Source organism: Arthrobacter sp. zg.Y820 (genome assembly GCF_030125555.1).
GTDB lineage: Bacteria > Actinomycetota > Actinomycetes > Actinomycetales > Micrococcaceae > Arthrobacter_B.
Genome location: NZ_JASKLX010000009.1, coordinates 302,890 through 329,876, shown reverse-complemented (window position 1 = coordinate 329,876; position 26,987 = coordinate 302,890). Strand labels below are relative to the sequence as shown.

The window sequence follows — 26,987 nt, the reverse complement described above, 5'->3', positions numbered from 1 at the left end:
GTGCTTACTAATCCTACAGGGGCGGCCTGCGTGCCGTGAAGGGGACTCGGTATCAGGAAGAAATCAGGACGAGGGTTTTGCTTCCGAGGCGGGGCTGTCCTCGTCCACTTCGAGGGCTGGCTGATCTTCCCGCTCGGCTTCGCCGTCGTTCCCGGCTTCCTCCTCGTGCTCCTGCGTCTTTGCCTCCTGGACGAGGCGGGCAGTTACTTCGTCGTTGAACTCATCCCGGGTGCCGGCCAGATTGTTGTCCGTGGCGTCGGCTCCGGGGTTGATGCTCTGATCCTGGTCGCTCATGTGCTGCTCCTGTCCTTGGCGTAACGCCCGGTGTGGAAACTTCTCCGGGAAGCGAATGGGCGTTCGGTACTTCCCCAGCCTTGCATATGCAGTGCCGGCGGCGCAGCCGGCTTGCCAACCGTGGCGGGCCCGGCCGGCGTCGGCTTCTTCCTTTTCCTGCTGGATTTCGATGCAGCTCCGCAGCGCCGCTCCTTATCTCCGGGCCCGGGCGTGCGCTCACGCTCCACCCATGTCCTCCGCTGAACGGCACAGCGACGAGACTTCACGGTGGATCCCTGACGTTCAAAAGTTCGCCGGGGAAAGGGACGGTCTTCACCGCTGTGCTGCCGGATGTGGAGCAGGGGCCCGCTCCGGCGGCGTGTCCTGCGGGCGAGGCGCCCCTCCGTCCCTTGACTGTCCCGGCGCCGCGGCGAACAATTTTTAGCGAGAGCGGCAGGAGCCGTATGGATTCGGGCACCATCCCGCGGGCCCGGCGGTAGCCGCCCACAAGGTGGTGAACCCGATGTTGCCTGAGCTGCCTCCGGACGCCGTGGAAGACTTGCGCACAGCCGTGGCCGGAACCGTTATTCTCCCGGATGAAGAAACCTACGAGACGGCACGCAACGTCTGGAACGGGATGATCGATGTCCGGCCGGCACTGATTGTCCGGGCCGGGTCCGCGAAGGACATTGCACCCGTGCTGGACTTCGCCCAGCTGTGGGGGCTGCCGCTGGCGGTGCGCGGCGGAGGGCACAACGTGGCCGGCAATGGCACGGTTGCCGACGGCGTGGTCCTGGACATGGGTGCGCTGAACGACGTCAGCGTGGACGCCGGCGCCGGTACGGTCACCGTGCAGGCGGGGGCAACCATCGGAGACGTGGACCTCGCCACCGCCCCTTACGGGCTCGCGGTTCCCCTGGGTGTGGTCTCAGGCACGGGAGTCGCCGGGCTGACGCTCGGCGGCGGCGTCGGCTGGCTCACCCGATCCGGCGGGCTGAGCATCGACAACCTGCTGGGGGCCGACGTCGTCACCTCCGACGGTGAGGAGGTGCGCGCGGACGCGGACCAGCACCCCGAGCTGTTCTGGGGGCTGCACGGCGGGGGCGGGAACTTCGGCGTGGTGACCTCTTTTACGTTTTCGGCACATCCGCTGCCCGCGCAGGTCCTCACCGGGAACCTGGTGTACGGCAACATGCACTGGCGCTCGGCGCTGCACGCCTATGACGCGTGGACGGCCGGGCTGCCCGATGAGATGACCACCATCATCAGCTGCCTGGTGCCGATCGAGGAATGGGACATGGGGGACCAGCCGCTGCTGGTGATCGGACTCGCCTGGGCGGACCCGGATCAGGAGGCCGGGGCAGCGCTGATCCGGCAGCTTACCGCGGCAGCTCCCCCTGACATGGAGGTAGTGGAAGCGGTGCCCTGGTCCGAATGGCAGACGGCCATGGACTCGACGTTTCCGCCGGGCTCGCGCGCCTACTGGAAAAACGCCAACATCGACCGACTTGATGACGCCGCCATAGATGCCCTGGTGCGCGCCGGCTGTGAGCAGACCTGGCGCGGGACCGGTTTCGACATTCACCATCTGGGCGGCGCCTACGGCCGTGTGTCGGAGGACGCCACCGCCTTTCCCACCCGGGATGCCCCCTACTGGCTGAACATTTACGGCTTCTGGCAGGACCCGGCGGACGATGCCGCCCGGACGGCCTTTGTCCGAGGGGTGGCGAAGGCCGTGGAACCGTTTTCCTCCGGCGCGCAGTACGTGAACTTTATGGGCGCCGAGGATCCGGTGGCACAGGGCACCGCCCCGTCCGTCTACGGGAAGGACAAGCTGGCCCGCCTCACGGCGCTGAAGAATGCGTACGATCCGCAGAACCTGTTCCGGCGGAACCACAACATCGTTCCCAGTACCTAATCGTTCCCAGCACCTAGCTGCTGCCTCCTGGGGGAGGTGGGGCTGCGTGCAGCCTTTCAAATTGCACTTAGTGCATCACTGCACTTAGTGTAATGACGTGTTAACCAGTAACCCCGCCGACCGCCGCACGGCGCTGAAATCCCGCCACCGGCAGGCAATCGTTGATGCCGCGGCAACTCTCATGAGCGAGCGTGCAGGCACGGATTTCACTGTCGACGAGCTCGCCGCACGCGCCGATGTGTCCCGGCGCACCGTGTTCAACCATTTCGCCTCAGTGGACGACGTCGTTACCGAAGCGTGCGGCAATGTCCTGAGCTCCGTCGTCGAGAGTCTTTCCGCAGTGCCGGCCGGCGACGGCCCCGAGGCCTCCATGATGGAGGAAATGGCCGCCGCGTTCCGGTCAGCCGACCTCGTGGGGCCCATGTCTTACCTGACCCGGGTGCTGGGCTGCCCTGATCAGGACCCGTCCCCGCATCAGGCCCTGATGACGCTGCGCGTTTTCACCGATGTGAGCGACCGGCTCCTTGACGCCATGCTCCGCCGCCGGCCGGACGCGGACAAGATCGCCCTTCACCTGCTGGTAGGGTCCCTCGCCGGCGGCATTGGTGTGCTCTACCACCACTGGGCCGCAGAAACCGGTGCTGTTGACACCCCCGAGTCGCGGCAGATCTGGGCGCGGCATCTGGAACGCCTCATCGAAGCAGTCCGGGACGGCCACGGCACCGAACCATCGGCAAGAGCTCCGGCCTAGACCCGCTTCCTCCAAAATTTTCCTTACCCACCCCTGTTAGGACTCTCATGGCTGAATTCCTCTACCGACTAGGTCGGGCGGCAGCGCGCCGGGCGCGCACCGTGCTCGCGGTCTGGATTGCCGTGCTTGCGGTTGCCGGAATAGCGTTCGCGCTCTTCGGCGGCACGCTCGCCACCGCATTTTCCATCCCCAACACCCCCACCACTCAGGTCACCGAGCGTCTGCAGGAGAAGCTCCCGCAGGCATCCGGGGGATCGGGTTCGGTTATTGTCCAGACCGAGGACGGCTCCCGCTTCACCCCGGAGCAGCAGCAGGAGATCTCCGCGCTGGTGACCGAGGCCGCCGAGATCGACGGCGTGGAAAACGTTGTTGATCCCTTTGCCACCGAGGCCGAGCGTGCGGCGCAGGGGCAGCAGCTGGCCGAGGGGCAGGCCCAGATTGAGGCCGGCCGCGCCCAGCTTGAGGAGGCCCGGGCACAGCTCGACGCCGGGCAGGAACAGCTCGATGCCGCGCGTGCGCAGGCTGAAGCCGCCGGAGCCCCGGCAGAAATGCTCGCCGGCCTGGAAACGCAGCAGGCAGAACTGGACGCCGGCCGCGACGAACTGGACACCCAGGCCGCCGAACTTGAAGCACAGGCACAGCCGGCCGAGCAGGGCGCCGAGCTGCTGGAGATGGCCGAGGGAATCCGCACCGTCTCCGAAGACGGCAGCGCGGCTGTACTGAACGTGGTCTTCTCCGACACGCAGATGGAAATCACCCAGGAGACGAAGGACGCCGTCGTGGCCGTCTTTGAGGACTCCCGGGTCGACGGCGTCAAGGTCAACTACTCAGCGGAAATCTCCGCCGCCGTCCCCAGCCTCTTCGGTGTCGGTGAAGTGGTCGGCCTGGTGGTCGCCGCCGTCGTGCTGGTCGTCATGCTCGGCAGCCTGATCGCTGCCGGTCTGCCCCTGCTGACCGCGCTGATCGGCGTCGGCATCGGCGCCCTGGGCGCGCTGGCCTTCTCCGGCGTCGTCGAAATGGCCTCGATCACCCCCATCCTTGGACTGATGCTGGGCCTCGCCGTTGGCATTGACTACGCGCTGTTCATCGTCAACCGGCACCGGCGCCAGCTGAAGGCCGGTTACGCCCTCGAGGAATCCATCGCGCTGGCCAACGGCACCTCCGGCAACGCCGTGGTGTTCGCCGGTGCCACCGTGTTCATCGCCCTGCTGGCCCTGAACGTTACGGGCATCCCCTTCCTGGGCCTGATGGGCACCGTGGGCGCCGCCTGCGTGGCCGTTGCCGTGCTGATCGCTGTCACGCTGACTCCGGCGCTGCTGAAGATCGCCGGCAGGCGCGTCCTCAGCCGCAAGGAACGTGCGGCCCTTGATGCGCACGGCGCTGCCGCCACCGCTGCGGCCGGCAACGGCCGCCCGGAGACCGCGCCGGTCAAGGCCATGGGCACCGGCCGTGCCGTGCTCACCGTGGTTGCGGCAATCGCCGGCCTGCTGCTGATCGCCATCCCGGCGCTGGACCTGCGGCAGAACCTGCCGGACGGCTCAGCCGAGGCCCACGACTCGAGCCAGTACCAGGCTTACTCAGCGGTGTCGGAAAAGTTCGGCGAGGGCCAGAACGGCTCGCTGCTGGTGGTCGCCGAGCTGCCCGGGGAGCCTTCCGAGGAGGAAGCCCTGACAGCTCAGACCGAGATCGCCCGGACCCTCTTCGACCAGGAGGACGTGGCGGCCGTTGCCCCCATCGGCTCCTCCGAGGACCGGACCGTGGCAGCCTTCCAGGTCATTCCGACCGAAGGCCCCACCAGTGAATCCACTGAAACCCTCGTGCACACGCTGCGCGACATGTCACCGCTGAACGGCGAATACGAGATCGGCGTGGCCGGCTCCGCCAGCGGCAACATCGACATCTCGGACAAGCTGTCCGAGGCGCTGCCGATCTACCTGAGTGTGGTTGTCGGGCTCTCGCTGCTGATCCTGATCCTGGTGTTCCGGTCCATCTATGTTCCGGTCATCGCCACCCTCGGCTTCATCCTGTCCTACTTCGCGGCCCTTGGCGGCGTGGTGGCCATCTACCAGTGGGGCTGGCTCTCCGGCGTCTTCGGCGTGGAGACGCCTGGTCCGATCCTGAGCTTCCTGCCGACCATCCTCGTGGGGATCCTGTTCGGCCTGGCCATGGACTACATGCTCTTCCTGGGCTCCGGCATGCGCGAAGCCTATGCCCACGGAGCGACGGCACGCGACGCCGTCGCGCAGGGTGTCCGCGCCGGCCGCTCGGTGGTCACGGCGGCAGCGATCATCATGGCCGCAGTGTTCGGCGGATTCATCTTCTCGCACAGCACGATGATTCGGCCCATTGGCTTCGCGCTGGCCTTCGGTGTCCTCCTGGACGCCTTCGTGGTGCGCATGCTGCTGATCCCGGCGCTGATGCACCTGGCCGGCGACAAGGCCTGGTGGCTGCCGAAGTGGCTGAACAAGATCCTGCCCGACGTCGACGTCGAGGGCGCTTCCCTGGAGCGCCGCCATCCGCACACCGACCAGCCGGCCGTCGACGGCGAAACCGGCCCGGCGGGCACCGCGTCCAAGGGCACAGCGCCCGGGGATACCGTGCACGACGGCGCCGCCACGCGCTGACGTCCCGCTAACTGAAAGGTGCCGCTCTGCTCCCGCAAGGGAGGAGGGCGGCACCGTCGGTTAACTCCCGGATGCTGCGCTCAGATGCGGGGCGAGGGCATCCAGCAGCCGGTCCGGGCTGCTGCAGGACACCAGGACCGCCGTCCTGCCGCACTCGATCCGGACGGACGGACCGCCCACCAAGTAGCCGGTGCCGTCCGGAAGGATGCGCAGCCCCATGCCCTCGCGCAGCCCCGTAACCGGTCCCACCGAGACGCCCGTGATCTCCCGGTAGGGGATCTCCGTCGCAAAGACGGCGGCGACCCGAATCCTGATGCCCTGCTCAGAAATCGAAATCCGGGTGGTCATCAGCAGCACGGGTACAAAAATAACCGCGATGAACAGGCCGGCCCCTAACGCGAGGGGCCCCCCTCCAGCGCGGCGATGACGGTTCCCGCTACGGTGGCGAACCCCAGACCGCCCAGGATTCCCCGGTAGCGGGCCGGCATGGCTGTGCGGAAGGTGGCTGCTTGGTTTTCTTCCCCCGAAGTCATACCCACCAGTCTGCCGCACCTCCCGCTTGGGCGGCCCTCCTTCTAGCCTTGACCCATGGAGGCCCGCTTCCGGTTTCCGCAGAGATGCTTCAGAGCAACCAGGAGGAGCCAACATGCGCACAACCACGCTGGGAACCAACGGGCCTGACGTCGGTGTCATAGGGCTGGGCTGCATGGGTATGAGCTATGCCTATGACATGGATGCGGAGCGCGACGACGCAACCTCCGTCGCGGTCATCCGCGGAGCCATCGAATTCGGGGCAACACTGATCGACACGGCGGACGTCTATGGCCCCTACACCAACGAGGAACTCGTGGGCCGGGCGCTGCAGGACGGCTACCGGGACCGGGCGGTGCTCTCCACCAAGGTGGGACTGGAAGTCAGCACCGCGTCCAGGGGAAGCGGCACGCTGCCCGGCCTGACGGTCAACGGCCGCCCCGGGCACATCCGGGAGTCCATCGACGGCAGCCTTCAACGGTTGGGAACCGACCACGTGGACCTGTATCTGCTGCACCGGGTCGATCCGCAGGTGCCGCTGGAGGAGTCCTGGGGCGCGATGGCTCAGGCCGTCCAGGACGGCAAGGCCCGTGCCATTGGCCTGTCCGAGGCCAGCGTGGAGCAGATCCGGCTGGCCCAGACCGTGCACCCCGTCACCGCCGTGCAGTCCGAGCTGTCGCTGTGGACCCGCGACCGGCTGTCCGACGTCGTGCCCTACTGCGAGGAACAGGGGATGGCTTTCCTTCCCTTCTCCCCGCTGGGCCGCGGTTTTCTGACCGGCCGCTTCACCTCGTTTGACGATTTACCGGCCGACGACATGCGGCGCCGGCTCCCGCGCTTTCAGCAGGACAACCTGAAAGCCAACCTGGCGATTGTGCAGCGGGTGCGCGACGTCGCCGAACGGGTGGGCGCTACGCCGGCGCAGGTGGCACTGGCGTGGGTGGTGGCCCAGGGCCGGCGGGTGATCCCGATTCCCGGAACCAAATCACCGAAGTACCTGCGGGACAATGTGATGGCCGGTGAGCTGCAGCTCAGCGGCGAGGACCTGGCCATGCTGGACAATGCTCCCTTGCCGGAGGGCGGCCGGTACTAGCCGACGACCGCAACCGGCGTATAACCGCCTCGGGCGCGGATATGCCGGTTGCGGGTGGTGCGGCTCACGGCACCCTGACTACCCTGTTGACCGTCCACCGGTTTCGCGGCCGGATTCCCGGCCCGCACCGTCGAAGGAGAGCGACATGCCACGTCTGCCGTTGGCCGACACTGCCGACAAACTCGAAGGGGCCGCCTGGCTGGACCCCCTTGCCGGCACGGTGTCCGGCATCGTCAAGAAAGTCCTGCCTTGGCCGGCGGTAACGGATGTCCTGCATGGTGTGCCGCTGGGCCATCCGCTGCATCCGGCGCTGGTGAGCGTGCCGCTGGGCGCCTGGTCTTCCGCCGCCGTGCTGGATCTGCTGCCCGGCAACGAGCAGGCGGCCCAAATCCTGGTGGGAGTGGGTGTGTTAGCGGCAGTGCCCGCAGCCGTCTCGGGAGTGACCGATTTTTCCCAGCTCGAAACGCGGCAGCAGCGAACCGGTATTGTGCACGAGGTCGCCAACGGCATCGCCGTCGGGCTCTATGCCGCCTCCTGGGTGGTCCGGATCCGCGGCAACCATCGGCTCGGAAAGCTGCTGTCGTTCAGCGGGTATGGCCTTTCCGGCTTCGGCGCGTACCTGGGAGCACATCTGGCCTACCGCCAGGGCGCGGGTGTGAACCGCAACGAGGACCTGCCCGAGGAAGTCCCCAGCGGCTGGCACTCGCTGGGTCTGATCCAAGGGTTTGCCGTCGGGCAGCTCCGCGCGGCGACCCTGGGCAGCGTTCCGCTGGTGGTGCTGCGGCGGGACGGTGCGGGCGACGACGGCGTGTCGGTGCTCGCCGGCACCTGCTCCCACCTCGGCGGGCCGCTGTTTGAGGGGCATCTGGAGGAAGTCCGCGGTGAGTTGGGCGTGGTCTGCCCCTGGCACGGCTGCACCTTTTCACTCAGGAGCGGCGAGGTGCTGCGCGGCCCGGCGACCGCTCCGCAGCCGGTGTTCCACACCCGGGTCCGCGGTGGCCAGCTGGAAGTAAACCTGACCGGCTCCGAGGAGTAGCCGGTTCCGCTGCAGTCCAGGTCATGGTGACTTCGCATCCGGCTTCCTCGACTCCGTCCGCGGGAGAACAGTCCCGGTAGGATCACACCAGGACGAGGGGAGGATGCATGCGGAAACCAAAACTTTCACCGCAGAACGGCAGAGTGGTGCTGGGCAATTACGGCTTGATCAAGGGGATAGCCGTGGCCACCGGACTATGGCTGGCGGCCTGGACGGTGCTGTACGTTGTTCTGCTTTTTCAGGAGCCGGTGCAGCCGGGATCGGATTTTAACCCCTTCGGCATGTGGCTGTTTATGATGGCGATCTTCGGCGGGCTTTGCCTGCTGGTGGGCGTTCCGGTGGGCCTGGTGCTGGGACTGTTGCTGCGTCCCGTGCGCCGGCAGTGGATTCACGTGGTTGCGTTCTTCGCGGTGCCCTCCATGGTGTTGTGGGCGGTGTTCGGATTCGACCCTTTCGGGGGAGTGCTGGCGCTCAGCATCGGGGCTGCCGCCGCAGCGGGTCGGCTGGCGGTGTGCCGGGATGTTGAGATCGCTTCCGCCATCACCCCGGCCGCGGGGCCCGGTAGCGTGGGGGCATGAAGAATCTTCCCCTGTCACTGGGCGTTTCCGCACTCGCCGGAGCGTTCACGCTCCGGCGACCGACCGACTGGCCAGTCGCGCTCCGCCGTGCCTATGTCCTCGCGCCCGGGATCCTGACTGCTGCCGGGGTGGCGGTGGTGCTGTTTCCGGGCCGGGCCCGGCCAGCGGCGGTGCGTGCGGCGGTGGCGGCCGGCGCCGGAGCGGCGGTAGCCGGCATGCAGGCGCTGTCGCTTCGCCTGGATGCGGGAACCGAAGACTGGTTGTCCCGGCGCGGAGTGGCAGCACCCCGTCTCTGGATGGCCGCGGCTACGGCGCTCGCGTCGCTGGGTGTTGACCTTCTCCACGACCGGGACAGCAATCCGCTCCCGGAGCAGAGCGCCTAGCCCCGACCCTTCCCACGGGCCGCCAAGCCCTCGGCCCCAAACTGCAGACGAACGGGTCGGGTCCGGGCCTATTGTTATGCTTCACCTATAACAATAGAATGAACAAATGCTGATTCGCCTGGCCCCCGCCAATGACTCGCCCCTGCACGAACAGATTGCAGGAGCGGTTCGGCAGGGCATCCTGGACGGTTCGCTGCCCGACGGGGAGCGCCTTCCCGCCGCGAAGGTGCTGGGACAGTCTCTGGGTGTCAGCCTGCACACCGTCCTGCACGCCTATCAGGACCTGCGCGATCAGGGACTCATTGAGTTGCGGCGCGGGCGTGGAGCGGTGGTTATTGCTCCGGCACCGGCCGCACGCGAGCACGTCCTGCGCATCCTTGACGACGCCGCCTCGCAGCTGGCCGGGCTCGGTCTGTCCACCGAATCGATCCTCGCGCTCTTCCGCCAACGCCTCGACAAGGAAACTTCCTCATGACGACGAATCTGCCCGCCCGCCGCACACCGTCGGATCCGGACCCTCGCTTCTGGCTGGGGGTCTTCCTTCCAGCGGCGGCGGTTCTGCTGGGATCCCTCGCACTTGTCACCGGATGGAGCGGGCGGCTTCCCGCGGAGGTTGCCCAGCAATGGAGCTGGTCCACGCAAGAAGTTACCACCGTCGGTCCGTTGTCGCTCATCGTGCTGTCCTTTGCGGCGCCGGCCGCCGCAGGGTTGGCCGTCCTGGCGTTCATGAAGTGGTCCGGGAAACTGACCGGATGGGGTCGCCGGCTGTCCGTTGCTCTCTTAGCCGGCATCGAAGTCTTCCTGGCCTCAGCGCTTCCCGTGCTGCTTAGCGGCCAGGTTGGCCTCTCGGATCCATTGCTGGCTCCGGATCCGCGTGCCTCGATGGTGATAACCGCGCTCCTGAGCGGTGGGTACGGGATTCTCGCCGCCGTCGTCGCCGGCAGTCGTCCTCTCGCGTCACCCGATGCTGCCGGCGTCCCTACCCCGGGCCTGAACCTTGCGCCGGGCGAAATCGCCGCCTGGAGCAAAGTCACCACCGCCTGGGTCTGCCTGCTCGGCGGGGGGATTGCCGGGCTGGCCCTGATCGTCGTCGGCCTGGTTAGCCCGCTGTGGTTCCTCACCATTGTGGGAACGGTTCTGCTGGCGCTCGGCGTTGTCGCCGGACGGTGGACCGTCACCGTCGATCACCGCGGGCTGACCTGCAGCTCACTGTTAGGCCTGGGTCGGTTCCGTATTCCGGCTGCCGACGGCACAACAGCGGAGGTGGTCACTGTCCGCGGCCTCACGGAGTTCCTGGGGTGGGGGATCCGGTTCGGCGGAGCGGGTTCGGTCGGGCTGATCTTCCGCAATGGCGAAGCGCTGCGTGTCCATGGTCCCGGCGGGCGAAGCCTCACGGTGACAATCCAGGACGCGGCCACTGCGGCATCGCTCTTCAACGCCCAAGCCGCCCGGAACACCACCAGCCGCTAACGGATTGGCGGGGTTGTGGCCCGCCCCGTCTACTTAGGGCAGGCGCAACTCGATCGGCGGCAGTCCCGGAGCAGGGTCCGTCGCCAGCCGAGCGTGCGTTTCCACATCGAAGCGGTCGACGCCGTAACGCAGCTTTGCGCGCTGGATTCCCTCGGGCGCAAAGCCCGCGGCCAACGCCACCCGGCAGGAAGCAGGGTTGTTGGTCCGGTGGCCCAGCTCGAGCCGGTGCAGGTGCAGTTCCTCCAGGGCCCAGCGGCTCAGCGTGGCCAGCGCACGCGCCGCCAGGCCTTTGCCGCGCACCGGAGCGGCCAGCCAGTAGTACGTCCAGGCCGTCCCGTGGCGGAAGTCGATGCTGCTGATGCCGGCGTTGCCCACGGCGGTGCCGCCGGCTTCGAGGGCCAGGTTGCCCGCGTTCGCAGGATCCCAGCCGAGGTCCTCCCGGATGATCCGCTGCGCTCCGGCGGCTGAGCCGGCCTCCGGACCGAGCTGCCGCGCCAGGTCGGGACTGCCGCGGTAAATACTGGCCAGAGCGCCGGCGTCGGCCGCCTGCCAGGGCCGCAGTAAAAGCGAGGTCATGCGCCGAGGCTACCAGCCGCCGTCGTCCGTCTTCCGCCCAGGGAGCCGCGCGCGTACGCTCCGAGGATGAATCCGGTTCTGGTCAACCTGTGGATCCTCACCGCTGTCTGTGCCGGGACGTGGGTGCTCTCCCTGCTCACCCGGGAGTATTCCTGGACCGACCGCATCTGGTCGGTGGTTCCCCTCGCCTACGTCTGGGTCTTCGCGGCGGCATCGGGCTTCGAGGGACGCCTGCTGCTGATGGCTGCGCTGGTGAGCCTGTGGGGAGCCCGGCTGACGTTCAACTTCGCGCGCAAGGGCGGATATGCGCCCGGCGGCGAAGACTACCGGTGGGCCATTCTGAGAAACCGCATGAAACCGTGGCAGTTCGCCGTCTTCAACCTCCTCTTCATCAGCATCTACCAGAACGTCATCATCTTCGCGATGACGCTGCCGGCCCTCACGGTGTACCGGCATCCCGGTCAGCTGACCGCCGGAGACTGGGCCCTGGCGGTGCTGTTTGTCGCTGCGCTGGCCGGCGAGACGGTCGCCGACCAGCAGCAGTGGAACTTTCACCAGTGGAAGGCCGCCGAACGGCGCGCCGGCCGGACGCCCCGGCCGGACTTCCTGCAAACCGGCCTCTTCCGCTTCTCGCGTCACCCCAATTTCTTCTTCGAGCAGGTGCAGTGGTGGCTGTTTTACGGCTTCGCCGTGGCGGCCACCGGCGCCTGGCTGCACTGGACCGTGCTGGGCGCGGCGCTGCTGACCCTGCTCTTTACGGGGTCCGCGCTTTTCACCGAGAGCATCTCCCGGTCCCGGCATCCGGATTATGTGCAGTATCAGCGCCGGACCTCTGCGGTCATTCCGCTCCCGCCGCGCCACCGGGTGCGGCCCGCGGAAGCCAGCTGACCGCGCCCACGGGGTTTCGGTCCGGTTCCGCGCTAACCGCCGGAATCCGGCCACCGCGGCCGGCCAATCCGACACGCCGCGCCCGGCCCGTTCGGCTGTACGGCCTTCTCTCGGCTAGAGTCTGTTCTACAGGTGTTGAATAACTAGGACACCATCCTCGCCGCGTCCCCCAGCGCGGCGGCATGAAAGGGCCTCGCTTCGGCGGGCCCTTCCGTGTATCCGAGAAGACCCTTCCGTATATCTGAGAAGATAAGTCCATGCCCGGACCGGAAACACCCCTTCCCCCTCGGCGACCCGTCCCGGACGAGCCGCGGAGCGCCCGCACCCGGGAGGCGCTTGAGAACGGGCTCTGGGAGCTGCTGCGGGACTCTGACCTGGCGGAAATCAGTGTTGCCGGGTTATGCCGGCAGGCCGGCGTGCACCGCACCACGTTCTATGGGCATCACCGCAATATTTTCGATTTCGCCGCCTCGGTCTACGTCGACGTGGTGAATCGGCTCGGTGCCGTGGACGTCGACCAGCGGGGCACCGGCCGGACACAAGCTGAAGTCGGCGTCCTGTATGCCGACGCCCTCCGGCGAATCCTGGAGCACACCCGGTCGGAGCGGCGGACCTATCGGCTGCTGTTTTCCACCGGCACCTTCCAGGAGGTGCTCGCCGAGGGGCTGCGTCCGCGGTTCCTGTTGGCCGTGTACGCCTGGGAGGGCTACGGACTGGTGCCGGACCTTGACTGCGAGGTGGCCGCGGCGTTCCTGGGCGGCGCCTACGCCTCCTGGATTGAGCAGTGGGTTGCGGGGGACGACGACGACGTCGAAGCCTGGCTGGCGTCGCTGCCGAACCTGCTGCCGGCGTGGTGGCCCCGGGACGGCTTTCCCCAAGGCTGAACCCCAGGTGCTCCGGGGCCGTGCTCCTAGGCCAGAAACTTATCCGGCGTGAGCGGCAGGTCCCTGACGCGGACGCCGGAGGCGTTGTAGGCGGCGTTTGTTATGGCCGCCGCGCTGCCCACGATGCCTATCTCCCCGAGTCCGCGCGCACCCAGCGGACCGGCATGTTCGTCCCGGTCTTCGATCCAGAGCGCGTCCATGTCCAGCACATCGGCATTCGTGGGAACGTGGTATTCGGCGAGGTCGTGATTGACGAAAATACCGAACCGCGGATCCAGCACGCTGTGCTCGTGCAGCGCCATGCCCAGGCCCATGGTCATCCCCCCGAGGAGCTGGGACCGGGCGGTCCTGGGATTGATGATCCGCCCTGCAGAGAAAACTCCCAGCATCCGGCTGACCCGGACTTCGCCGGTATCGGTCGAAATCCGCACTTCCGCGAAGTGCGCCCCGAAGGAATAGAGGGCGAGGTTCTGCGCCTCGGGGTCGGCGGGCGGCCCGGCCTCGGTCTGTGCCCCTGGCGAGGGGTGCTCGCCATGGTCGGCCCGGAACACCTGTGCTGCGGCCACGATGGTGCCGCCCCAACTCGCCGTGCCCGAAGATCCGCCGGCGACGCTGGCCGGGGGGAACCGTGTGTCACCGATCCCGAGCCGGATCCGGTCCACCGGAACCCGCAGGGCATCGGCGGCAATCTGCGTCAGGGCGGTCCAGCTGCCGGTGCCGATATCCGCGGCACCGATCTGCACGGAATAGATTCCGTCCTGCTCGTAGCCGATTCGGGCGGTGTTGGCGGGCTGGCGCATAAACGGATATACCGCACTGGCCGTGCCCATGCCCACCAGCCAGCCGTCCTCCACCACCGAGCGGGGGCGGGTGACCCTGTTCTCCCAGCCGAACCGCTCGGCCCCGAGATCGAAGCATTCCAGCAGATGTCGGCTGGAAAACGGATTGCCGGTTTCCGGATCGACGTCCGGCTCGTTCCGCCGGCGCAGCTCGAGGGGATCCAGGCCTGCCGCGGCGGCCAGTTCATCCATGGCCACCTCCGGCCCGAACATGCCCGGGCACTCACCCGGCGCGCGCATCCAGGACGGCACGGGGATATCCAGCGGAGCCAGGCGGGTGGTGGTGCGGCGGTTGGGACAGGCATACATCATCCGGAACGGTGCCGGTGTCTGCTCCGCGAATTCCTTGATCCTGGAGGTGTGCTCGTGGGTATCCATGGACATCGCCGTGAGGCGGCCGTCGTCGGCGGCGCCCAGCCGGATGTGCGCAACGGTGGGGGTGCGGTGGCTGGTGAGCGAATACATCTGCTGTCGGCTGACCGGAAACTTCACCGGACGTCCGTCGGTGCACTGTGCGGCCAGGGCAGCCATCACCACGTGCACATGAGGCATTCCCTTGGAACCGAATCCGCCGCCCACATGCGGAGCGATGACCCGGATCTGGTCCTGCTCCAGCCCCAGTACTTGTGCCAGCGTGTCCTTCACCGAATGCACGCCCTGGGTGGAATCCCACAGGGTCAGGATCCGTCCGTCCCACTGGGCCACCGTAGTGTGCGGTTCCAACGGGTTGTTGTGCTCGGCAGGGGTGGAATACGTGGCATCAACAGTAAGGACAGCGGTTTCCAAGGCGGCGTCCACATTGCCCTGGCTGCTGTCCGTAGGCGTGCCGGCGTTCAGTTCCTCTGGTGCATAGAGTGCCGGGTCGTCGCTGCGCAGTTCTGCGTTGAAGGGCTCTTCGGCATATTTCACTGACACCATTGCTGCTGCTTCCCGGGCAATCTCCGGGGTTTCGGCCAGCACTGCGGCGACAATGCAGCCCCGATAGCCCACGCCGGGATCCTGGAGGACGGCCAGTTCCCGGTCGGATGTATCCGCCAGGCGCGGCACAGTTTCCGAGGTGAGGATGGTCAGCACGCCGTCGACGGCCTCGGCTGCCGCGGTTTCCACCCGTTCCACCCGGCCCCGGGCAATGGTGGAAAGCACCGGATAGAGGTGAACGGGGTCTTTCACCGGCTGTTCATAGGCATAGGGGGCCCGCCCCGTAACCTTAAGCTCACCGTCAAGCCGCTCAAGGGATTCTCCGATGGCCGAAGCCGGCAGCAGTCTGCTCATGAGCCCATCTCTTCCCAGCCGGCGTCCACAGGGCCCTCGGGACCCTCGAGGTGATCGGTCCCCGCTGCTGCCGCCTCCGGGGCCGGTGCGCCGGTCAGCTCCCTCAGGACCGCGGCCAGGGCATTTCGAGTCATCGGCAGTTTGAAGCCGTTATCGTGCAGCGGTTCGGCGGCGGCCAGTTCGGCATCGGCTGCGGCGCGGAAGTTCTCTTCGGTAGCAGGGGCTCCGCGCAGCACGGCCTCGGCCTGCAGCGCCCGCCATGGCTTGTGGGCCACGCCGCCAAGGGCGATCCGCAGGTCACGGATCACCGGCGTGACGGCGTCGTCGTCTTCCAACTCCAGCGCAACGGCCACCGACACCAGGGCAAAGGCGTACGACGCGCGGTCCCGGACCTTGCGGTAGGCGGACCGCTGCGGCGCCGGGGGCAGCTCAACGGCGGTGACCAGCTCCCCGTGGCCAAGGACGGTGTCCTTCTCCGGCTCGTCGCCGGGCAGTCGGTGGAATTCGCTGACCTCTATGGTCCGCTCGCCGTCGCTTCCCAGCACCACCACCGCCGCATCGAGCGCGGCCAGCGCCACGGCCATGTCGGAGGGGTGGGTGGCGACACAGTGTTCCGAGGCGCCGAGGATGGCGTGGTAGCGGGTGTAGCCGCCCACGGCGGAGCAGCCCGTGCCGGGCTCGCGCTTGTTGCATGGCGTAGTGGGATCCTGGAAATACACGCAGCGGGTGCGTTGGAGCAGGTTTCCTCCGGTCGTGGCCATGTTCCGCAGCTGGCCGGACGCCCCGGAGAGCAACGCCTGCGCCAGGACCGGATAACGGCGGCGGATCACCGCGTTGGCCGCCAGATCCGCGTTGCGCACATTCGTGCCGATTCGCACCCTGCCGTCCTCGAGGACAGCCACGGCGTCCAGCGGGAGCCTGCTGACATCCACCAGCATGCCCGGGTTGTCCACACCCAGCTTCATCCGGTCCACGAGGTTGGTGCCGCCGGCCAGGAACGCGGCGTTCGGGTTGCCGCTGACCAGCGCGACGGCGGACGCGGCGTCGTCGGCGCGCCGGTATTCGAAAGGGATCATGGCCGGTCCTGGGCGGCTTCGGCGGCCTGGCGTACGGCTGCAACGATGTTCACGTAGGCACCGCAGCGGCAGAGGTTGCCGCTCAGCCGCTCACGGATTTCGGCGTCGGTGAGGTCGACGGCGCCGTCGGTCTGCAGGTTGGCGGTTGCCGTGGAAGGGTGGCCGGCGGCCGCCTCTTCGATGGCCCCTGCAGCGGAGCAGATCTGTCCGGGGGTGCAGTAGCCGCACTGGAAGGCGTCCTGATCCAGGAAGGCACGCTGGATGGGGTGCAGTCCGCCGTCCGGGGTGCCGCCGGCCAGGCCTTCGGCAGTGACGACCTCAGCGCCGTCGTGCGCCACCGCGAGGGTGAGGCAGGAATTGGTGCGCCGCCCGTCGAGCAGCACCGTGCAGGCGCCGCACTGGCCGTGGTCGCAGCCCTTCTTGGGGGAGGTCACCCCGAGCCTGTCCCTCAGCGCGTCCAACACTGTGGTGCGGGTGTCAACCCTCAGTGTCCGTTCAGCGCCGTCCACCTGCAGGGTTATTTCAGCTTCCATGTGCCGGCCGCCCTCTGCCTAATGCCATTGGTGCTGAAACCTACCGGAGGCCATGCAGGGAGACAACCATGTTCCGGGTAACTTCGGAGAAAGAGGGCGGGGTTAAACAAAAACGGCCCCGACCGGTTTTCACCGGTCAGGACCATCTTCTTGGTTGCGGGGGCAAGATTTGAACTTGCGACCTCTGGGTTATGAGCCCAGCGAGCTACCGAACTGCTCCACCCCGCGTCGTACTTAGAACTGTACCCCCATGTCAGCCCGGATGAAGAATCCAGTGACGGCCGTCACGATGCGGGCCCGATTTTCCTCGGTAAGGTGGCCTTGTGAGCCTTCCCACCGTAGATGCAACAGTCACTTATCCCTCCGGCGCCGTGGAATCCGCCGGCACGGTCCTGCATGTCCAGGATCTGGCCGACGGCACCCGGGCCGTCCTGCTGGACACCACCGCCGTCCATCCGGTGGATGCCGGCTGGCCCGACCAGGGGGCCGACCGGGCGGTGCTGAGGACCGCCGCCGGCACCGCGCATGACGTGCTGGACGCCGTCGTCGCCGCCACCGACGGAACAGCGCTCTGCCTCGGCGCCGATATTCCGGTGAAGAAGGGCACCGAGGGATGGGTTTTCACCGTTGCCCATGTGCTGCCCGGGGATGCCTCGGTGCAGGAGGGCGACTCCGTGCAGGTCGAGGTGGACTCCGCGTACCGGGCCGCGCTCTCCGCCGGGCACACCGCCTGCCACTTGGCCTCGCTGGCACTGAACCGGCAGTTGGCCGGTGCCTGGAAGAAGGAGGTCCTGCCCGACGCCGCCGGGAACCCCAACTTTGACGCCCTGGCGATCGAAACCTCCACGATCACCGAACACGGCTCCACCGACGTGTACCGGCTCGGAAAGTCGCTGCGCCGCAAGGGTTTTTCGCCGGAGGTGCTGGAGGACCTGCCCGCCGTGGAAGCGGGCATCAACGCGACCCTGGCCGACTGGACCGCCAGCGGAGCCGACGTGCGCATTGAGTGCGACGGCGATCGGCTGACCGACCTGCGGCGGTGGAGCGTGGACCTGCCCGACGGGACGGTTTCCATTCCCTGCGGCGGCACCCACGTGGGATCCCTCAAGGAAGCCGGCGGCATTCAGGTCACGCTGACCGCCGCCGCGGGCGAGGGTGCGGTGACCCTGACCATGGACACCATCTGCGTGCAGCCCGCCGGATAGCCGGTCAGGCGCCCACGTATGCGGCGAGATGCTCGCCGGTCAGCGTGGAGCGGCCGGCCACCAGGTCCGCCGGGGTGCCCTCGAAAACGATCCGGCCGCCGTCGTGCCCTGCCCCCGGACCCAGGTCGATGATCCAGTCGGCGTGCGCCATCACTGCCTGATGGTGCTCGATGACAATGACCGACTTGCCGGAGTCCACCAGCCGGTCCAGAAGCCCCAGCAGCTGCGCCACATCGGCCAGGTGCAGTCCCGTGGTGGGTTCGTCCAGGACATAGACGCCGCCCTTTTCGGCCATTTGCGTGGCCAGCTTCAGGCGCTGCCGCTCGCCGCCGGACAGCGTGGTGAGCGGCTGGCCAAGGTGAAGGTAACCGAGCCCGACGTCGGCCAGCCGGCCCAGGATCTTGTGGGCGGCCGGCAGGGCTGAGCCTTCGGTCAGCTCTTCGGCGGTCCCCTTGCCGGCGGCGCCCGCGGCGGCGCCGGCGAAAAACGCCTCGGCCTCCGTCACCGACATTCCCAGCACCTCGGCGATGTTCCGCCCGCCCAGGGTGTATTCCAGCACCGCGGCCTGGAACCGCCGGCCCTCGCACTCCTCGCAGGTGGACTCCACGGTGGCCATGACACCCAAATCCGTGAAGATTACGCCGGCTCCGTTGCAGGCCGGGCAGGCGCCCTCCGAATTGGAACTGAACAGCGCCGGCTTGACCCCGTTGGCCTTGGCGAACGCCTTGCGGATCGGCTCCAGCATCCCCGTGTACGTGGCCGGATTGCTGCGCCGGGAACCCTTGATCGCGCCCTGGTCGATCACCACCACGCCGTCCCGCCGCGCCACCGAGCCATGGATGAGGGAGCTCTTTCCGGAGCCGGCCACGCCCGTGAGGACACAGAACACGCCAAGGGGCAGGTCGACGTCGACGTCCTGCAGGTTGTTTGTTGCGGCGCCGCGGACCTCCAGCGTGCCGGAGGGTGACCGGACCGTGTCCTTCAGCCGCGCCCGGTCGTCGAGGTGCCGCCCGGTGATGGTTCCGCTGGTCCGCAGGTCTTCCACGGTGCCCTGGAAGCACACGGCACCGCCGTCGATGCCGGCCCCGGGACCCAGATCGATCACGTGGTCGGCAATGGCGATGGTCTCGGGTTTGTGCTCGACGACGAGCACTGTGTTGCCCTTGTCGCGCAGCTGCAGGAGCAGTCCGTTCATCCGTTCAATGTCGTGCGGATGCAGGCCGATCGTCGGCTCGTCAAACACATACGTGACGTCGGTGAGGGAGGAGCCGAGGTGCCGGATCATCTTGGTGCGCTGGGATTCACCGCCCGAGAGGGTGCCCGAGGGCCGGTCCAGGCTCAGGTAGCCGAGCCCGATGGCGGCAAACGAGTCCAGCAGGTGCTGGAGCCCGGCCAGCAGGGGCGCCACCGACGGCTCCTCCAGGCCGCGGACCCACTCGGCCAGGTCGGTGATCTGCATCGAGCAGGCGTCGGCAATGCTCTTGCCGTTGATCTTCGAGGAGCGGGCCTCCGGGCTGAGCCGGGTGCCCGCGCACTCGGGGCAGGTGGTGAAGGTGATGGCGCGCTCCACGAAGGCGCGGATGTGCGGCTGCATCGCCTCCGGGTCCTTGGCGAGCATCGACTTCTGGATCTTCGGTATCAGGCCTTCGTAGGTGATGTTGATGCCCTCGACCTTGATCTTGGTGGGCTCCTTGTACAGCAGGTCGTGCAGTTCCCGCTTGGTGAATTTGGCTATCGGTTTGTCCGGATCGAGGAAGCCGGTGCCGGTGTAGATCCGCCCGTACCAGCCGTCCATGCTGTAGCCGGGGATCGTGAGGGCGCCCTCACGCAGCGTCTTGTCGTCGTCGTACAGCGCTGACAAGTCGAAGTCGGTGACCGAGCCCATGCCCTCGCAGCGCGGGCACATGCCGCCGAGCCGGTTGAACGTTGCCTTTTCGGCCTTGGTCTTGCCGCCGCGCTCAACCGTGATGGCGCCGCTGGCCTTTACCGAGGGCACGTTGAAGGAGTAGGCGTTGGGGGAGCCGATGCGGGGCTCCCCGAGCCGGCTGAAAACGATGCGCAGCATGGCGTTGGCGTCCGTGGCGGTGCCCACCGTGGAGCGGGGATTGGCGCCCATCCGCTCCTGGTCAACGATGATCGCCGTGGTCAGGCCCTCGAGCCGGTCCACGTCCGGACGGGCCAGGTTCGGCATGAAGCCCTGCACGAAGGCGCTGTAGGTCTCGTTGATCAGCCGCTGGGATTCCGCTGCAATGGTTCCGAAGACCAGCGAACTCTTGCCGGATCCGGAGACGCCGGTGAAGGCGGTGAGGCGGCGCTTCGGGATCTCGATGCTGATGTCTTTAAGGTTGTTGCCGCGGGCACCCTGAACCCGGATGGCATCCTGCTGGTCCGCCGCGTGCTGCGCCGTTGCAGGGGTCTCGGTACCTGTCGCCATGCTGCGTCTCCATCCCTTGCACTGTCCGCCGTGGTCAGTGCATCTGATTCTCCGTTGCGTGCCCAGGCAGCTGGCCGGCAGGGTGTCGACCTCCTGGCGGCTGTTCCACCTCCACACCGGGGCGGCTCGAGGCCTGCGACACAGAATGTCCAACGCTGTTCAGATTGCCATTCGGCGGCAGGCACTGGCAATCCCCGCCGTGGAGGGCGAACACGGCTTCGGCCGTCCGCGGATTGGTGCTAGTGTCATGCTGCCGAAGGCGGGCGCCTGCGTGCGTTATCTACCTGGCAGACCCTTCCGATTGTTCCGGCAAACCGCTCCCTCCGGGGCGCCGCCGGAATCGAAGCTCCAAGGAGACGCCCATGATTACCAGCGAAGCCGAATTCCTCAGCCGGGCGGTCAGCCTGGCCACCGCCAACGTTGCCGACAGCGGCGGCCCGTTCGGGGCAGTTATCGTCACCGCGGACGGCCAGGCGTTTGAGGGCGTCAACCGGGTCACCGCGGCCAACGACCCCACCGCACACGCGGAAGTGAGTGCCATCCGCAATGCCTGTGCGGCGCTGGGCACCTTCGACCTCAGCGGAGCGGTTCTCTACACCAGCTGCGAACCCTGCCCGATGTGCCTTGCGGCGTCGCTCTGGGCCCGCGTGGGCCGGGTGGTGTTCGCCGCCGACCGGCACGATGCCGCCGGTGCAGGGTTCGACGACGCCGCCTTCTACGAGTACTTCGAGACCCCGACCGGGCGCCGGACCCTCCCCGTGGAACAGTTGGCTGTTGAGGGCAGTCCGGCCATGGCACCCTTCGACGCCTGGAACGCCGCGGAACGCCGCACCGACTACTGATATCCGGCCCGCGTTTTCACGCGGACCGGACCGATGGTCTTGGCAAAGCAGACCGAGTCCTCCCGTCCGGCGTACGGACCGAAGTTGGGCACCACGGTGTATCCGCCGTGCTGGTAGAACCGGCGCCCGTCCGGCTGTGCTGATCCTGCTTCGGCAGTGATGACGTCGTAGCCTGCGGCCCGGGCCCGGTACTCCAGTGCGGTGAGGATGGCCGTGGCAACCCCGGAGCCGCGGGCATAGGGCAGGACGTAAATCCGTTTGACCTCCGCCGTGGTGTCGCCGATCCTTCGCAGCCCGCCGCACCCCAGCGGCTGTCCGGAGCTCTTTTCATAGGCCACCAGGAACACGGCCGTGTCCTCCGCGGTGGGAGGTGAGGGCTCGCGGTCCGCGCTGCCAAACCGGAAGTCCAGCTCCGACTGCTGGGCCGCGCGCAAATCGGCACCCACCGGGTTGGTCCAGGGAACTTCCCGGATGGTGAGGTGCGGTGGTTGGTCGGCAAGCATGTGGGACCTCCTGTGCGGGCACCCGAGCGGGCTTTCCCCCAACTTAGGCGCCGGCGGTTTCAACCGTGTTTCAGTGCTGTGGCCAGTTGGCTAACAGGAAGCAGAGATAGCGGATGCGTGCAAAAATGGAAGGGATGACTTCCCTCGATACTTCCCCCGCAACCCCGTCCAAGCCGGTCGGCACCTCCAAGGCGCAGCTGCAGGCGCGGAAGGCGCAGGTCCGCCCTGCCACCGAGGGCTGGGAACAGGCCAAGGAACCGGACGGCCGCCCGCTGCTGCAGTTCAAGTCCCCGCGTGTGTCGCAGCCGCCGGTGCACCTGGCCGACCTGACCCTGTCCGAGCGCCAGGCGAAGCTCAAGGAGCTGGGCCTGCCCGCGTTCCGCGCCAAGCAGCTCTCGGTGCACTACTTCCAGCACTACACCACGGACCCGGAAACCATGAGCGACCTCCCCAAGGAGCGCCGCGATGACCTGGTGCAGGAGATGTTCCCGACGCTGCTGACCGAGGTCAAGCGCCTGACCACCGACAACGGCGACACCATCAAGTTCCTCTGGCGTCTCTTCGACGGTTCCCTCGTGGAGTCGGTGCTGATGCGCTACCCCGGCCGCATCACCCTGTGCGTGTCCAGCCAGTGCGGCTGCGGCATGAACTGCCCGTTCTGCGCCACCGGCCAGGCCGGCCTGACCCGGAACATGTCCACCGCGGAAATCCTGGACCAGATTGTCCAAGCCAACCGCGTGATCAAGGAGGGCGGCCTGGGCGGCAAGCGCCGCGACGGCGGGCACGACGCCGAGCGCGTCACCAACATTGTCTTCATGGGCATGGGCGAGCCGCTGGCCAACTACAAGCGCGTGATGAACGCCGTGCACCGCATGGCAGCGGACGTTCCCGAAGGCCTGGGCATGAGCGCCCGGCACATCACCGTGTCCACCGTGGGCCTGGTGCCGGCCATCAACAAGCTGGCCGAGGAGAACATCCCGGTCACCTTCGCGCTGAGCCTGCACGCCCCCGATGATGAGCTGCGCGATGAACTGATTCCGGTCAACAGCCGCTGGAAGGTGGACGAGGCTCTGGACGCCGCGTACAACTACTACCGCGTCACCGGCCGCCGCGTGTCCATCGAATATGCGCTGATCAAGGACATGAACGACCATCCGTGGCGCGCCGATCTGCTGGCGAAGAAGCTCAACGCCCGCGGCCGCGGCTGGGTGCACGTGAATCCGATTCCACTGAACCCCACGCCGGGTTCCATTTGGACCTCGCCGGAGCCGCACGTGACCCGCGACTTCATCAACCACCTCATCGATGCCGGCATCCCCACCACGCTGCGCGATACCCGCGGCAAGGAGATCGACGGCGCCTGCGGTCAGCTGGCTGCCGCGGACTAGGAACCCGGTACCCCGAAGCGGGTGGGGGCATCAGCCCCTACCCGTCGTGGGCCGCGTGCCAGTTGTTGTGCAACATCTGGTGCTCAGCTGCGACAAAGGCCCCGCACCTCAGGCACGTTAAATGTGCTGCGCGTGTTGCTTTCTCATACTGGTCGAGTACCTTTACCGGCTCCATGCCGAGGTATCGCTGAATCTTTGTCGTGAATTCCATGGGGCCAGTCTGCCTGTGAACGGGCCACTGCCCAAATGCGGGGCCTCGTGTCCGCTTCGGGCTACGAAGCGCAATCGGTAGTGTCCAAAACCGTGTGGGGCAGCTGCGGGAAACCGGTCATGGGCCAACGCTAACGGCGGCGGACCGTAAAACGACGACGGCGGGGGACCGGGTTGCGAAACCCGGCCTCCCGCCGTCGTCGTGCTTAGAGGGCTACTTGGTGACGTGGTCCACCAGCGAGTCGGCGATTCCGATGTACTTGGCCGGGGTCAGGTCCAGCAGGCGCGCTTCGGCGTCGGCCGGCAGGCCCAGGCCGGAGACGAATTCGCGCATCCGCTCGGCGTCCACGCGCTGCCCGCGGGTCAGGTCCTTGAGGCGTTCGTACGGGTTTTCCATGCCGGGGGCGCCGGCGATGGCCTCGGCGCGCATGACCATCTGGATGGCTTCGCCGAGCACCTCCCAGTTGGTGTCCAGGTCCGCGGCCAGGACGTCGTCGGCCACGTCCAGGCGCTCCAGGCCCTTGGCCACGTTGGAGATGGCGAGCACCGAGTGGCCGAACGCCACGCCGATGTTGCGCTGTGAGGAGGAATCCGTGAGGTCGCGCTGCCAGCGGGAAGTCACCAGGGTGGATGCCAGAGTGTCCAGCAGGCCGTTGGAGATCTCCAGGTTGGCTTCGGCGTTTTCGAAGCGGATCGGGTTGACCTTGTGCGGCATGGTGGAGGAACCCGTGGCGCCGGCCACCGGGATCTGCTTGAAGTAGCCGATGGAGATGTAGCTCCACACGTCGGTGCAGAAGTTGTGCAGGATCCGGTTGAACCGGGCCATGTCGGCGTACAGCTCGGCCTGCCAGTCGTGGGATTCGATCTGCGTGGTCAGCGGATTCCAGTGCAGGCCCAGGCCCTCGACGAAGCTGCGCGCCACCTGCTGCCAGTCGGCGTCGGGCACCGAAGCGTAGTGTGCCGCGTAGGTGCCGGTGGCGCCGTTGATTTTGCCCAGGTATTCGGTCTTCTCAATGCGGCGCAGCTGCCGGGACAGTCGGTGGGCCGTCACGGCCAGTTCCTTGCCCAGAGTGGTGGGGGTGGCGGGCTGGCCGTGCGTCCGGGAGAGCATCGGCACGGCGCGGGTTTCCTCGGCCATGACTGTGATCCGGTCGACCAGGTCGTGCGCGGCGGGAAGCCAGACATTCTCCACGGCGCCCTTGACGCCCAGGGCGTAGGAGAGGTTGTTGATGTCCTCAGAGGTGCAGCCGAAGTGCACCAGCGAGGTCAGGTTTTCGATGCCGATGGCTGCCAGGCGGCGGCCGATGTAGTACTCCACGGCCTTGACGTCGTGAACCGTGACCTGCTCGATTTCACCCAGTTCGGCTATCGAGTTGCCGTCGAAACCGGAGACGATTTCGCGCAGCTGCGCCTGCTGCTCGGCGCTCAGCGGGGAAGTGCCGGGAAGCACAGCATTGGACGTGAGGTGGATCAGCCACTCGACTTCGACGTGCGTGCGGTCGCGGTTCAGCGCGGCCTCGGACAGGTAGTCCACCAGCGGGGCCGTGACGCCGCGGTAGCGGCCGTCCAACGGACCGAGCGCAATGGCGGGAGTGACGGAAGCAAGAGGGACGCGGGAAGCAGCGGAGTCAGCCATGCCGCAATTCTTTCACGGCTCGGCCGCGCTCCCTGCTGTGTGACTTGCGGGTCACCTGATGCCATACGAGCGTTTGCGCCGGTAAATGGTTGCGCGGGACATGCCCAGCGCCGCCGCGGCCCGGGTCATATTGCCGTCGTTCTCCTCCAGCGCCCGCACAATCGCGTCGCGCTGCAGCGCCTCCAACGGTGAGAGGCGGTATTTGCTCAGGGCCCGCACCTCGGCCGGCAGCTGGTCAGTCCCGGCCACACCGGAGCGCTGCCGCAGCGTCACATCGCGGAGGATTCCCCGCAGCTGCGCCACGTTGCCGGGCCAGTTGAATTTGGCCAGGTGCTGCATGGCCTCCGGCGAAAGCGTGACACCGGGCCCCTTGCCGGGCTGCTGCGCCGCCTTGCCGAGCAGATGAGGCACCAGCTCATCCAGATCCTCTATCCGGTGGCGGAGCGCGGAAACCGCCACCGTGTGCTTGAAAAACGGTTGAATGCTGACCTCGAAATCCGGATCATCCACGGTGCTGTCGACGGTTGCCATCAGCCGCCCCCTGCCCTCCGCGGACTGCAGCAGGCCGGACAACGGCTCCACCAGCTCGGCCGGGAGGGTATTAACGTCCCGAAGCAGCAGCTCGAAGTTCTCCTCCTCCACCGCCGCCGCCACGGCATTGAGGTATTCCTCCTTGGTCCGGTGCCCTCCCGGACCCAGGACCTCCAAGCGGGCGGCCGAAGGGAACTGCGCAGCCACCGAGCGGAGCAGCGCGGCGCGGCCGCTGCCGGGTTCCCCGGCAACCAGGAACCAGCCGCCGTCCCGGTAGCAGCGGTCAACCTCCTGCTGGCTCCGGCGCCAGGACGGGCTCCTGCCCACGAGCCCGGGCAGGGTCTGCCGGCCGGGATGTCCTGCCGCGGCAGCGCGGGCCGGCTCCAGCAGCTGGACGGTGAACACGGTGCTTGTGCTGTCGTGATCCGGCGGCTCCGTTGACAGTCGGACGGTCCGCCCGCTGGGCAGCGGCACAATGAAGTTCCGGCCGGCCGGATGCGTGGACTCCAGGGCGTACTCCGCCAGCGAGGCCAGGTCCTGTCCGTCCAGGGAGGACCGCAGCTTCCGGTTCATCAGCACCTGATCCCCGCCGAGAGCCAGGATTGCCTGCGAGGTCCGCCTGGATGCTCGCAGGAAACCGTTGAACGGGGCGGTCTCCGCTTCGAGGGCCTGGCTCAGGATCCGGTCCTGGATGTGCCGGGCCGCGGTTTTGGCCAGGGTCATGAGGAGACTGCCGCCGTTGGCCGCCCAGGTGGTGAGGTCGAGGACGCCCAGCAGCTTCCCGGACACCGGATGGAGAATCGGCACGCCGGCACAGGACAGGGCCGCCAGATCATCCGTGTAGTGTTCCCGGCCCAGCACCAGGGCGGGCATTCGCATTTCCACGGCAGTGCCAATGCCGTTGGTGCCGACAAACTGTTCCGAGTAGCTGTACCCCCGGGCCAGCCGGACATCGTCCATGGCTGCCTTGATTGTCCGGTCAGCCGTTATCCGCTGGGTGATCACGCCGTCGGCGGTTGTCAGGATCACGGCCACGGGTTCGGCGGCGAGGTTTTCCGCCAGCTGCGCCAGAATCGGGGCGGCCGCCCGGATCAGCGTGGCTTCGGTGTTGGGTTCGCGGATGAATTGGGATTCCGCCCGGTGGGGATGCACCGTCAGTGCGCGGGACCTAAGCCAGGACTGCCGGATCGGTTCCCGCACCGCAGCTTCCGCCTCCGCCGCCTGAGCCGTTAGGAATCGTTCTCTTGCCTCATGCAGCTGGCGCTCGCTGGCGCCCGTTGGCCGGGATCCCATCGCCACACCGCCTTCAGCATTGAAGTCTGCACTACCGAAAGACCTCCCCCAGGTCCGTTTGGGCGCGCCGAGGGCCGCCTTCGTTTCTGGAGCTTACCGGGCGCGGCTCCGGAAGCCCATCTCAAAATGAGACGCCGTCCCCAGCCCGGTTCCGGTGTCATTGGATCACAGAGGCGGGCCGGCCGAATCGAATCGGCACCCAACCGATGCGCCACCGATG

At 67.4% G+C, this 26,987-nt stretch carries 25 protein-coding genes and 1 tRNA gene; 14 read left to right on the top strand and 12 right to left on the bottom strand.

Annotated features, from left to right (window positions below):
* Positions 1–63 precede the first annotated feature (63 nt).
* Entirely contained in the window at positions 64–294 is a 231-nt protein-coding gene (locus QNN99_RS10500; protein ID WP_229966399.1) for a hypothetical protein, read from the bottom strand.
* A gap of 502 nt (positions 295–796) precedes the next feature.
* Here QNN99_RS10500 and QNN99_RS10495 point away from each other — a divergent pair.
* The 3 genes from QNN99_RS10495 (at position 797) to QNN99_RS10485 (ending at position 5,566) form a co-directional block, all read left to right on the top strand.
* The gene (locus QNN99_RS10495; RefSeq protein ID WP_229966398.1) at positions 797–2,191 is read left to right on the top strand and encodes an FAD-binding oxidoreductase; all 1,395 of its coding nucleotides are present in this window, start codon (positions 797–799) and stop codon (positions 2,189–2,191) included.
* Between the two features lie 97 nt (positions 2,192–2,288).
* Positions 2,289–2,942 carry a TetR/AcrR family transcriptional regulator gene (locus QNN99_RS10490; RefSeq protein ID WP_229966397.1) on the top strand — a complete coding sequence of 218 codons (654 nt, stop codon included), beginning with the start codon at positions 2,289–2,291 and terminating at the stop codon, positions 2,940–2,942.
* A gap of 47 nt (positions 2,943–2,989) precedes the next feature.
* Positions 2,990–5,566 (top strand): MMPL family transporter, encoded by a 2,577-nt coding sequence (locus QNN99_RS10485; protein ID WP_229966396.1) that lies wholly within the window; start codon positions 2,990–2,992, stop codon positions 5,564–5,566.
* 60 nt (positions 5,567–5,626) lie between these two features.
* Here QNN99_RS10485 and QNN99_RS10480 read toward each other — a convergent pair whose 3' ends face one another.
* Positions 5,627–5,923 carry a hypothetical protein gene (locus QNN99_RS10480; RefSeq protein WP_229966395.1) on the bottom strand — a complete coding sequence of 99 codons (297 nt, stop codon included), beginning with the start codon at positions 5,921–5,923 and terminating at the stop codon, positions 5,627–5,629.
* A gap of 35 nt (positions 5,924–5,958) precedes the next feature.
* Positions 5,959–6,099: a hypothetical protein gene (locus QNN99_RS10475; RefSeq protein WP_229966394.1), complete on the bottom strand. Its 141-nt coding sequence runs from the start codon at positions 6,097–6,099 to the stop codon at positions 5,959–5,961.
* Between the two features lie 113 nt (positions 6,100–6,212).
* Between QNN99_RS10475 and QNN99_RS10470 the strand changes: the two genes are divergently transcribed.
* The 6 genes from QNN99_RS10470 (at position 6,213) to QNN99_RS10445 (ending at position 10,657) form a co-directional block, all read left to right on the top strand.
* Positions 6,213–7,190 (top strand): aldo/keto reductase, encoded by a 978-nt coding sequence (locus QNN99_RS10470; RefSeq protein ID WP_229966393.1) that lies wholly within the window; start codon positions 6,213–6,215, stop codon positions 7,188–7,190.
* Between the two features lie 145 nt (positions 7,191–7,335).
* Complete coding sequence (locus QNN99_RS10465; protein WP_229966392.1) at positions 7,336–8,226, top strand: Rieske (2Fe-2S) protein; 891 nt, start codon at positions 7,336–7,338, stop codon at positions 8,224–8,226.
* 107 nt (positions 8,227–8,333) lie between these two features.
* Complete coding sequence (locus QNN99_RS10460; RefSeq protein WP_229966391.1) at positions 8,334–8,804, top strand: hypothetical protein; 471 nt, start codon at positions 8,334–8,336, stop codon at positions 8,802–8,804.
* Positions 8,801–9,187, top strand: coding sequence for a hypothetical protein (locus tag QNN99_RS10455; RefSeq protein WP_229966390.1), 387 nt, complete (start codon positions 8,801–8,803; stop codon positions 9,185–9,187). Before QNN99_RS10460 ends, QNN99_RS10455 begins: the two co-directional genes overlap by 4 nt.
* A 106-nt stretch (positions 9,188–9,293) precedes the next feature.
* Complete coding sequence (locus QNN99_RS10450) at positions 9,294–9,662, top strand: GntR family transcriptional regulator (protein ID WP_229966389.1); 369 nt, start codon at positions 9,294–9,296, stop codon at positions 9,660–9,662.
* Positions 9,659–10,657, top strand: coding sequence for a hypothetical protein (locus tag QNN99_RS10445; protein ID WP_229966388.1), 999 nt, complete (start codon positions 9,659–9,661; stop codon positions 10,655–10,657). Before QNN99_RS10450 ends, QNN99_RS10445 begins: the two co-directional genes overlap by 4 nt.
* Before the next feature lie 33 nt (positions 10,658–10,690).
* Here the strand turns inward: QNN99_RS10445 and QNN99_RS10440 are convergent, their stop codons facing one another.
* Complete coding sequence (locus QNN99_RS10440; RefSeq protein ID WP_229966387.1) at positions 10,691–11,233, bottom strand: GNAT family N-acetyltransferase; 543 nt, start codon at positions 11,231–11,233, stop codon at positions 10,691–10,693.
* Positions 11,234–11,299: 66 nt separating this feature from the next.
* Here QNN99_RS10440 and QNN99_RS10435 point away from each other — a divergent pair, with 66 nt between their 5' ends.
* Both QNN99_RS10435 and QNN99_RS10430 read left to right on the top strand, forming a co-directional pair.
* Entirely contained in the window at positions 11,300–12,121 is an 822-nt protein-coding gene (locus QNN99_RS10435) for a DUF1295 domain-containing protein (protein ID WP_229966386.1), read from the top strand.
* A 257-nt stretch (positions 12,122–12,378) separates the two neighbouring features.
* Positions 12,379–13,005 carry a TetR/AcrR family transcriptional regulator gene (locus QNN99_RS10430; RefSeq protein ID WP_229966385.1) on the top strand — a complete coding sequence of 209 codons (627 nt, stop codon included), beginning with the start codon at positions 12,379–12,381 and terminating at the stop codon, positions 13,003–13,005.
* Positions 13,006–13,031: 26 nt separating this feature from the next.
* On the opposite strand, the gene QNN99_RS10425 is transcribed toward QNN99_RS10430, so the two are convergent.
* From QNN99_RS10425 to QNN99_RS10410, 4 genes are all read right to left on the bottom strand, one after another.
* Positions 13,032–15,116 carry a xanthine dehydrogenase family protein molybdopterin-binding subunit gene (locus tag QNN99_RS10425; protein ID WP_229966384.1) on the bottom strand — a complete coding sequence of 695 codons (2,085 nt, stop codon included), beginning with the start codon at positions 15,114–15,116 and terminating at the stop codon, positions 13,032–13,034.
* Positions 15,113–16,192, bottom strand: a complete 1,080-nt coding sequence (locus QNN99_RS10420; protein ID WP_229966383.1) for an FAD binding domain-containing protein — start codon at positions 16,190–16,192, stop codon at positions 15,113–15,115. Before QNN99_RS10420 ends, QNN99_RS10425 begins: the two co-directional genes overlap by 4 nt.
* Complete coding sequence (locus QNN99_RS10415; protein WP_229966382.1) at positions 16,189–16,725, bottom strand: (2Fe-2S)-binding protein; 537 nt, start codon at positions 16,723–16,725, stop codon at positions 16,189–16,191. The genes QNN99_RS10420 and QNN99_RS10415 overlap by 4 nt, the downstream gene beginning before the upstream one ends.
* Positions 16,726–16,876: 151 nt before the next feature.
* A tRNA-Met gene (locus tag QNN99_RS10410) sits at positions 16,877–16,953 on the bottom strand.
* Between the two features lie 95 nt (positions 16,954–17,048).
* Here QNN99_RS10410 and QNN99_RS10405 point away from each other — a divergent pair.
* Positions 17,049–17,930: an alanyl-tRNA editing protein gene (locus QNN99_RS10405; RefSeq protein WP_229966381.1), complete on the top strand. Its 882-nt coding sequence runs from the start codon at positions 17,049–17,051 to the stop codon at positions 17,928–17,930.
* 4 nt (positions 17,931–17,934) lie between these two features.
* On the opposite strand, the gene QNN99_RS10400 is transcribed toward QNN99_RS10405, so the two are convergent.
* Positions 17,935–20,364 carry an ATP-binding cassette domain-containing protein gene (locus QNN99_RS10400; RefSeq protein ID WP_229966380.1) on the bottom strand — a complete coding sequence of 810 codons (2,430 nt, stop codon included), beginning with the start codon at positions 20,362–20,364 and terminating at the stop codon, positions 17,935–17,937.
* Positions 20,365–20,726: 362 nt separating this feature from the next.
* Between QNN99_RS10400 and QNN99_RS10395 the strand changes: the two genes are divergently transcribed.
* The gene (locus QNN99_RS10395; RefSeq protein WP_229966379.1) at positions 20,727–21,206 is read left to right on the top strand and encodes a nucleoside deaminase; all 480 of its coding nucleotides are present in this window, start codon (positions 20,727–20,729) and stop codon (positions 21,204–21,206) included.
* Here the strand turns inward: QNN99_RS10395 and QNN99_RS10390 are convergent.
* Positions 21,200–21,709, bottom strand: coding sequence for a GNAT family N-acetyltransferase (locus tag QNN99_RS10390; RefSeq protein WP_229966378.1), 510 nt, complete (start codon positions 21,707–21,709; stop codon positions 21,200–21,202). The two genes, QNN99_RS10395 and QNN99_RS10390, sit on opposite strands and share 7 nt — an antisense overlap.
* 134 nt (positions 21,710–21,843) lie before the next feature.
* On the opposite strand from QNN99_RS10390, the gene rlmN reads away from it, so the two are divergent.
* Positions 21,844–23,097: a dual-specificity RNA methyltransferase RlmN gene (gene rlmN, locus QNN99_RS10385; RefSeq protein ID WP_229966377.1), complete on the top strand. Its 1,254-nt coding sequence runs from the start codon at positions 21,844–21,846 to the stop codon at positions 23,095–23,097.
* 424 nt (positions 23,098–23,521) lie between these two features.
* On the opposite strand, the gene purB is transcribed toward rlmN, so the two are convergent.
* Together purB and QNN99_RS10375 are read right to left on the bottom strand one after the other, a co-directional pair.
* Positions 23,522–24,943 (bottom strand): adenylosuccinate lyase, encoded by a 1,422-nt coding sequence (gene purB / locus QNN99_RS10380; protein WP_229966376.1) that lies wholly within the window; start codon positions 24,941–24,943, stop codon positions 23,522–23,524.
* Between the two features lie 51 nt (positions 24,944–24,994).
* Entirely contained in the window at positions 24,995–26,767 is a 1,773-nt protein-coding gene (locus QNN99_RS10375; RefSeq protein ID WP_229966375.1) for a sigma-54-dependent Fis family transcriptional regulator, read from the bottom strand.
* Between the last annotated feature and the right edge of the window lie 220 nt (positions 26,768–26,987).

Excerpts from the sequence above, each read along its gene's own strand:
- rlmN (WP_229966377.1), top strand. The coding sequence starts at position 21,844 with ATGACTTCCCTCGATACTTCCCCCGCAACCCCGTCCAAGCCGGTCGGC.
- QNN99_RS10395 (WP_229966379.1), top strand. The coding sequence starts at position 20,727 with ATGATTACCAGCGAAGCCGAATTCCTCAGCCGGGCGGTCAGCCTGGCC.
- QNN99_RS10375 (WP_229966375.1), bottom strand. The coding sequence starts at position 26,767 with ATGGGATCCCGGCCAACGGGCGCCAGCGAGCGCCAGCTGCATGAGGCA.
- QNN99_RS10500 (WP_229966399.1), bottom strand. The coding sequence starts at position 294 with ATGAGCGACCAGGATCAGAGCATCAACCCCGGAGCCGACGCCACGGAC.
- QNN99_RS10465 (WP_229966392.1), top strand. The coding sequence starts at position 7,336 with ATGCCACGTCTGCCGTTGGCCGACACTGCCGACAAACTCGAAGGGGCC.
- QNN99_RS10425 (WP_229966384.1), bottom strand. The coding sequence starts at position 15,116 with ATGAGCAGACTGCTGCCGGCTTCGGCCATCGGAGAATCCCTTGAGCGG.
- QNN99_RS10485 (WP_229966396.1), top strand. The coding sequence starts at position 2,990 with ATGGCTGAATTCCTCTACCGACTAGGTCGGGCGGCAGCGCGCCGGGCG.
- QNN99_RS10495 (WP_229966398.1), top strand. The coding sequence starts at position 797 with ATGTTGCCTGAGCTGCCTCCGGACGCCGTGGAAGACTTGCGCACAGCC.
- QNN99_RS10390 (WP_229966378.1), bottom strand. The coding sequence starts at position 21,709 with ATGCTTGCCGACCAACCACCGCACCTCACCATCCGGGAAGTTCCCTGG.
- QNN99_RS10470 (WP_229966393.1), top strand. The coding sequence starts at position 6,213 with ATGCGCACAACCACGCTGGGAACCAACGGGCCTGACGTCGGTGTCATA.
- QNN99_RS10400 (WP_229966380.1), bottom strand. The coding sequence starts at position 20,364 with ATGGCGACAGGTACCGAGACCCCTGCAACGGCGCAGCACGCGGCGGAC.
- purB (WP_229966376.1), bottom strand. The coding sequence starts at position 24,943 with ATGGCTGACTCCGCTGCTTCCCGCGTCCCTCTTGCTTCCGTCACTCCC.
- QNN99_RS10430 (WP_229966385.1), top strand. The coding sequence starts at position 12,379 with ATGCCCGGACCGGAAACACCCCTTCCCCCTCGGCGACCCGTCCCGGAC.
- QNN99_RS10455 (WP_229966390.1), top strand. The coding sequence starts at position 8,801 with ATGAAGAATCTTCCCCTGTCACTGGGCGTTTCCGCACTCGCCGGAGCG.
- QNN99_RS10440 (WP_229966387.1), bottom strand. The coding sequence starts at position 11,233 with ATGACCTCGCTTTTACTGCGGCCCTGGCAGGCGGCCGACGCCGGCGCT.
- QNN99_RS10475 (WP_229966394.1), bottom strand. The coding sequence starts at position 6,099 with ATGACTTCGGGGGAAGAAAACCAAGCAGCCACCTTCCGCACAGCCATG.
- QNN99_RS10445 (WP_229966388.1), top strand. The coding sequence starts at position 9,659 with ATGACGACGAATCTGCCCGCCCGCCGCACACCGTCGGATCCGGACCCT.
- QNN99_RS10435 (WP_229966386.1), top strand. The coding sequence starts at position 11,300 with ATGAATCCGGTTCTGGTCAACCTGTGGATCCTCACCGCTGTCTGTGCC.
- QNN99_RS10450 (WP_229966389.1), top strand. The coding sequence starts at position 9,294 with ATGCTGATTCGCCTGGCCCCCGCCAATGACTCGCCCCTGCACGAACAG.
- QNN99_RS10420 (WP_229966383.1), bottom strand. The coding sequence starts at position 16,192 with ATGATCCCTTTCGAATACCGGCGCGCCGACGACGCCGCGTCCGCCGTC.
- QNN99_RS10415 (WP_229966382.1), bottom strand. The coding sequence starts at position 16,725 with ATGGAAGCTGAAATAACCCTGCAGGTGGACGGCGCTGAACGGACACTG.
- QNN99_RS10460 (WP_229966391.1), top strand. The coding sequence starts at position 8,334 with ATGCGGAAACCAAAACTTTCACCGCAGAACGGCAGAGTGGTGCTGGGC.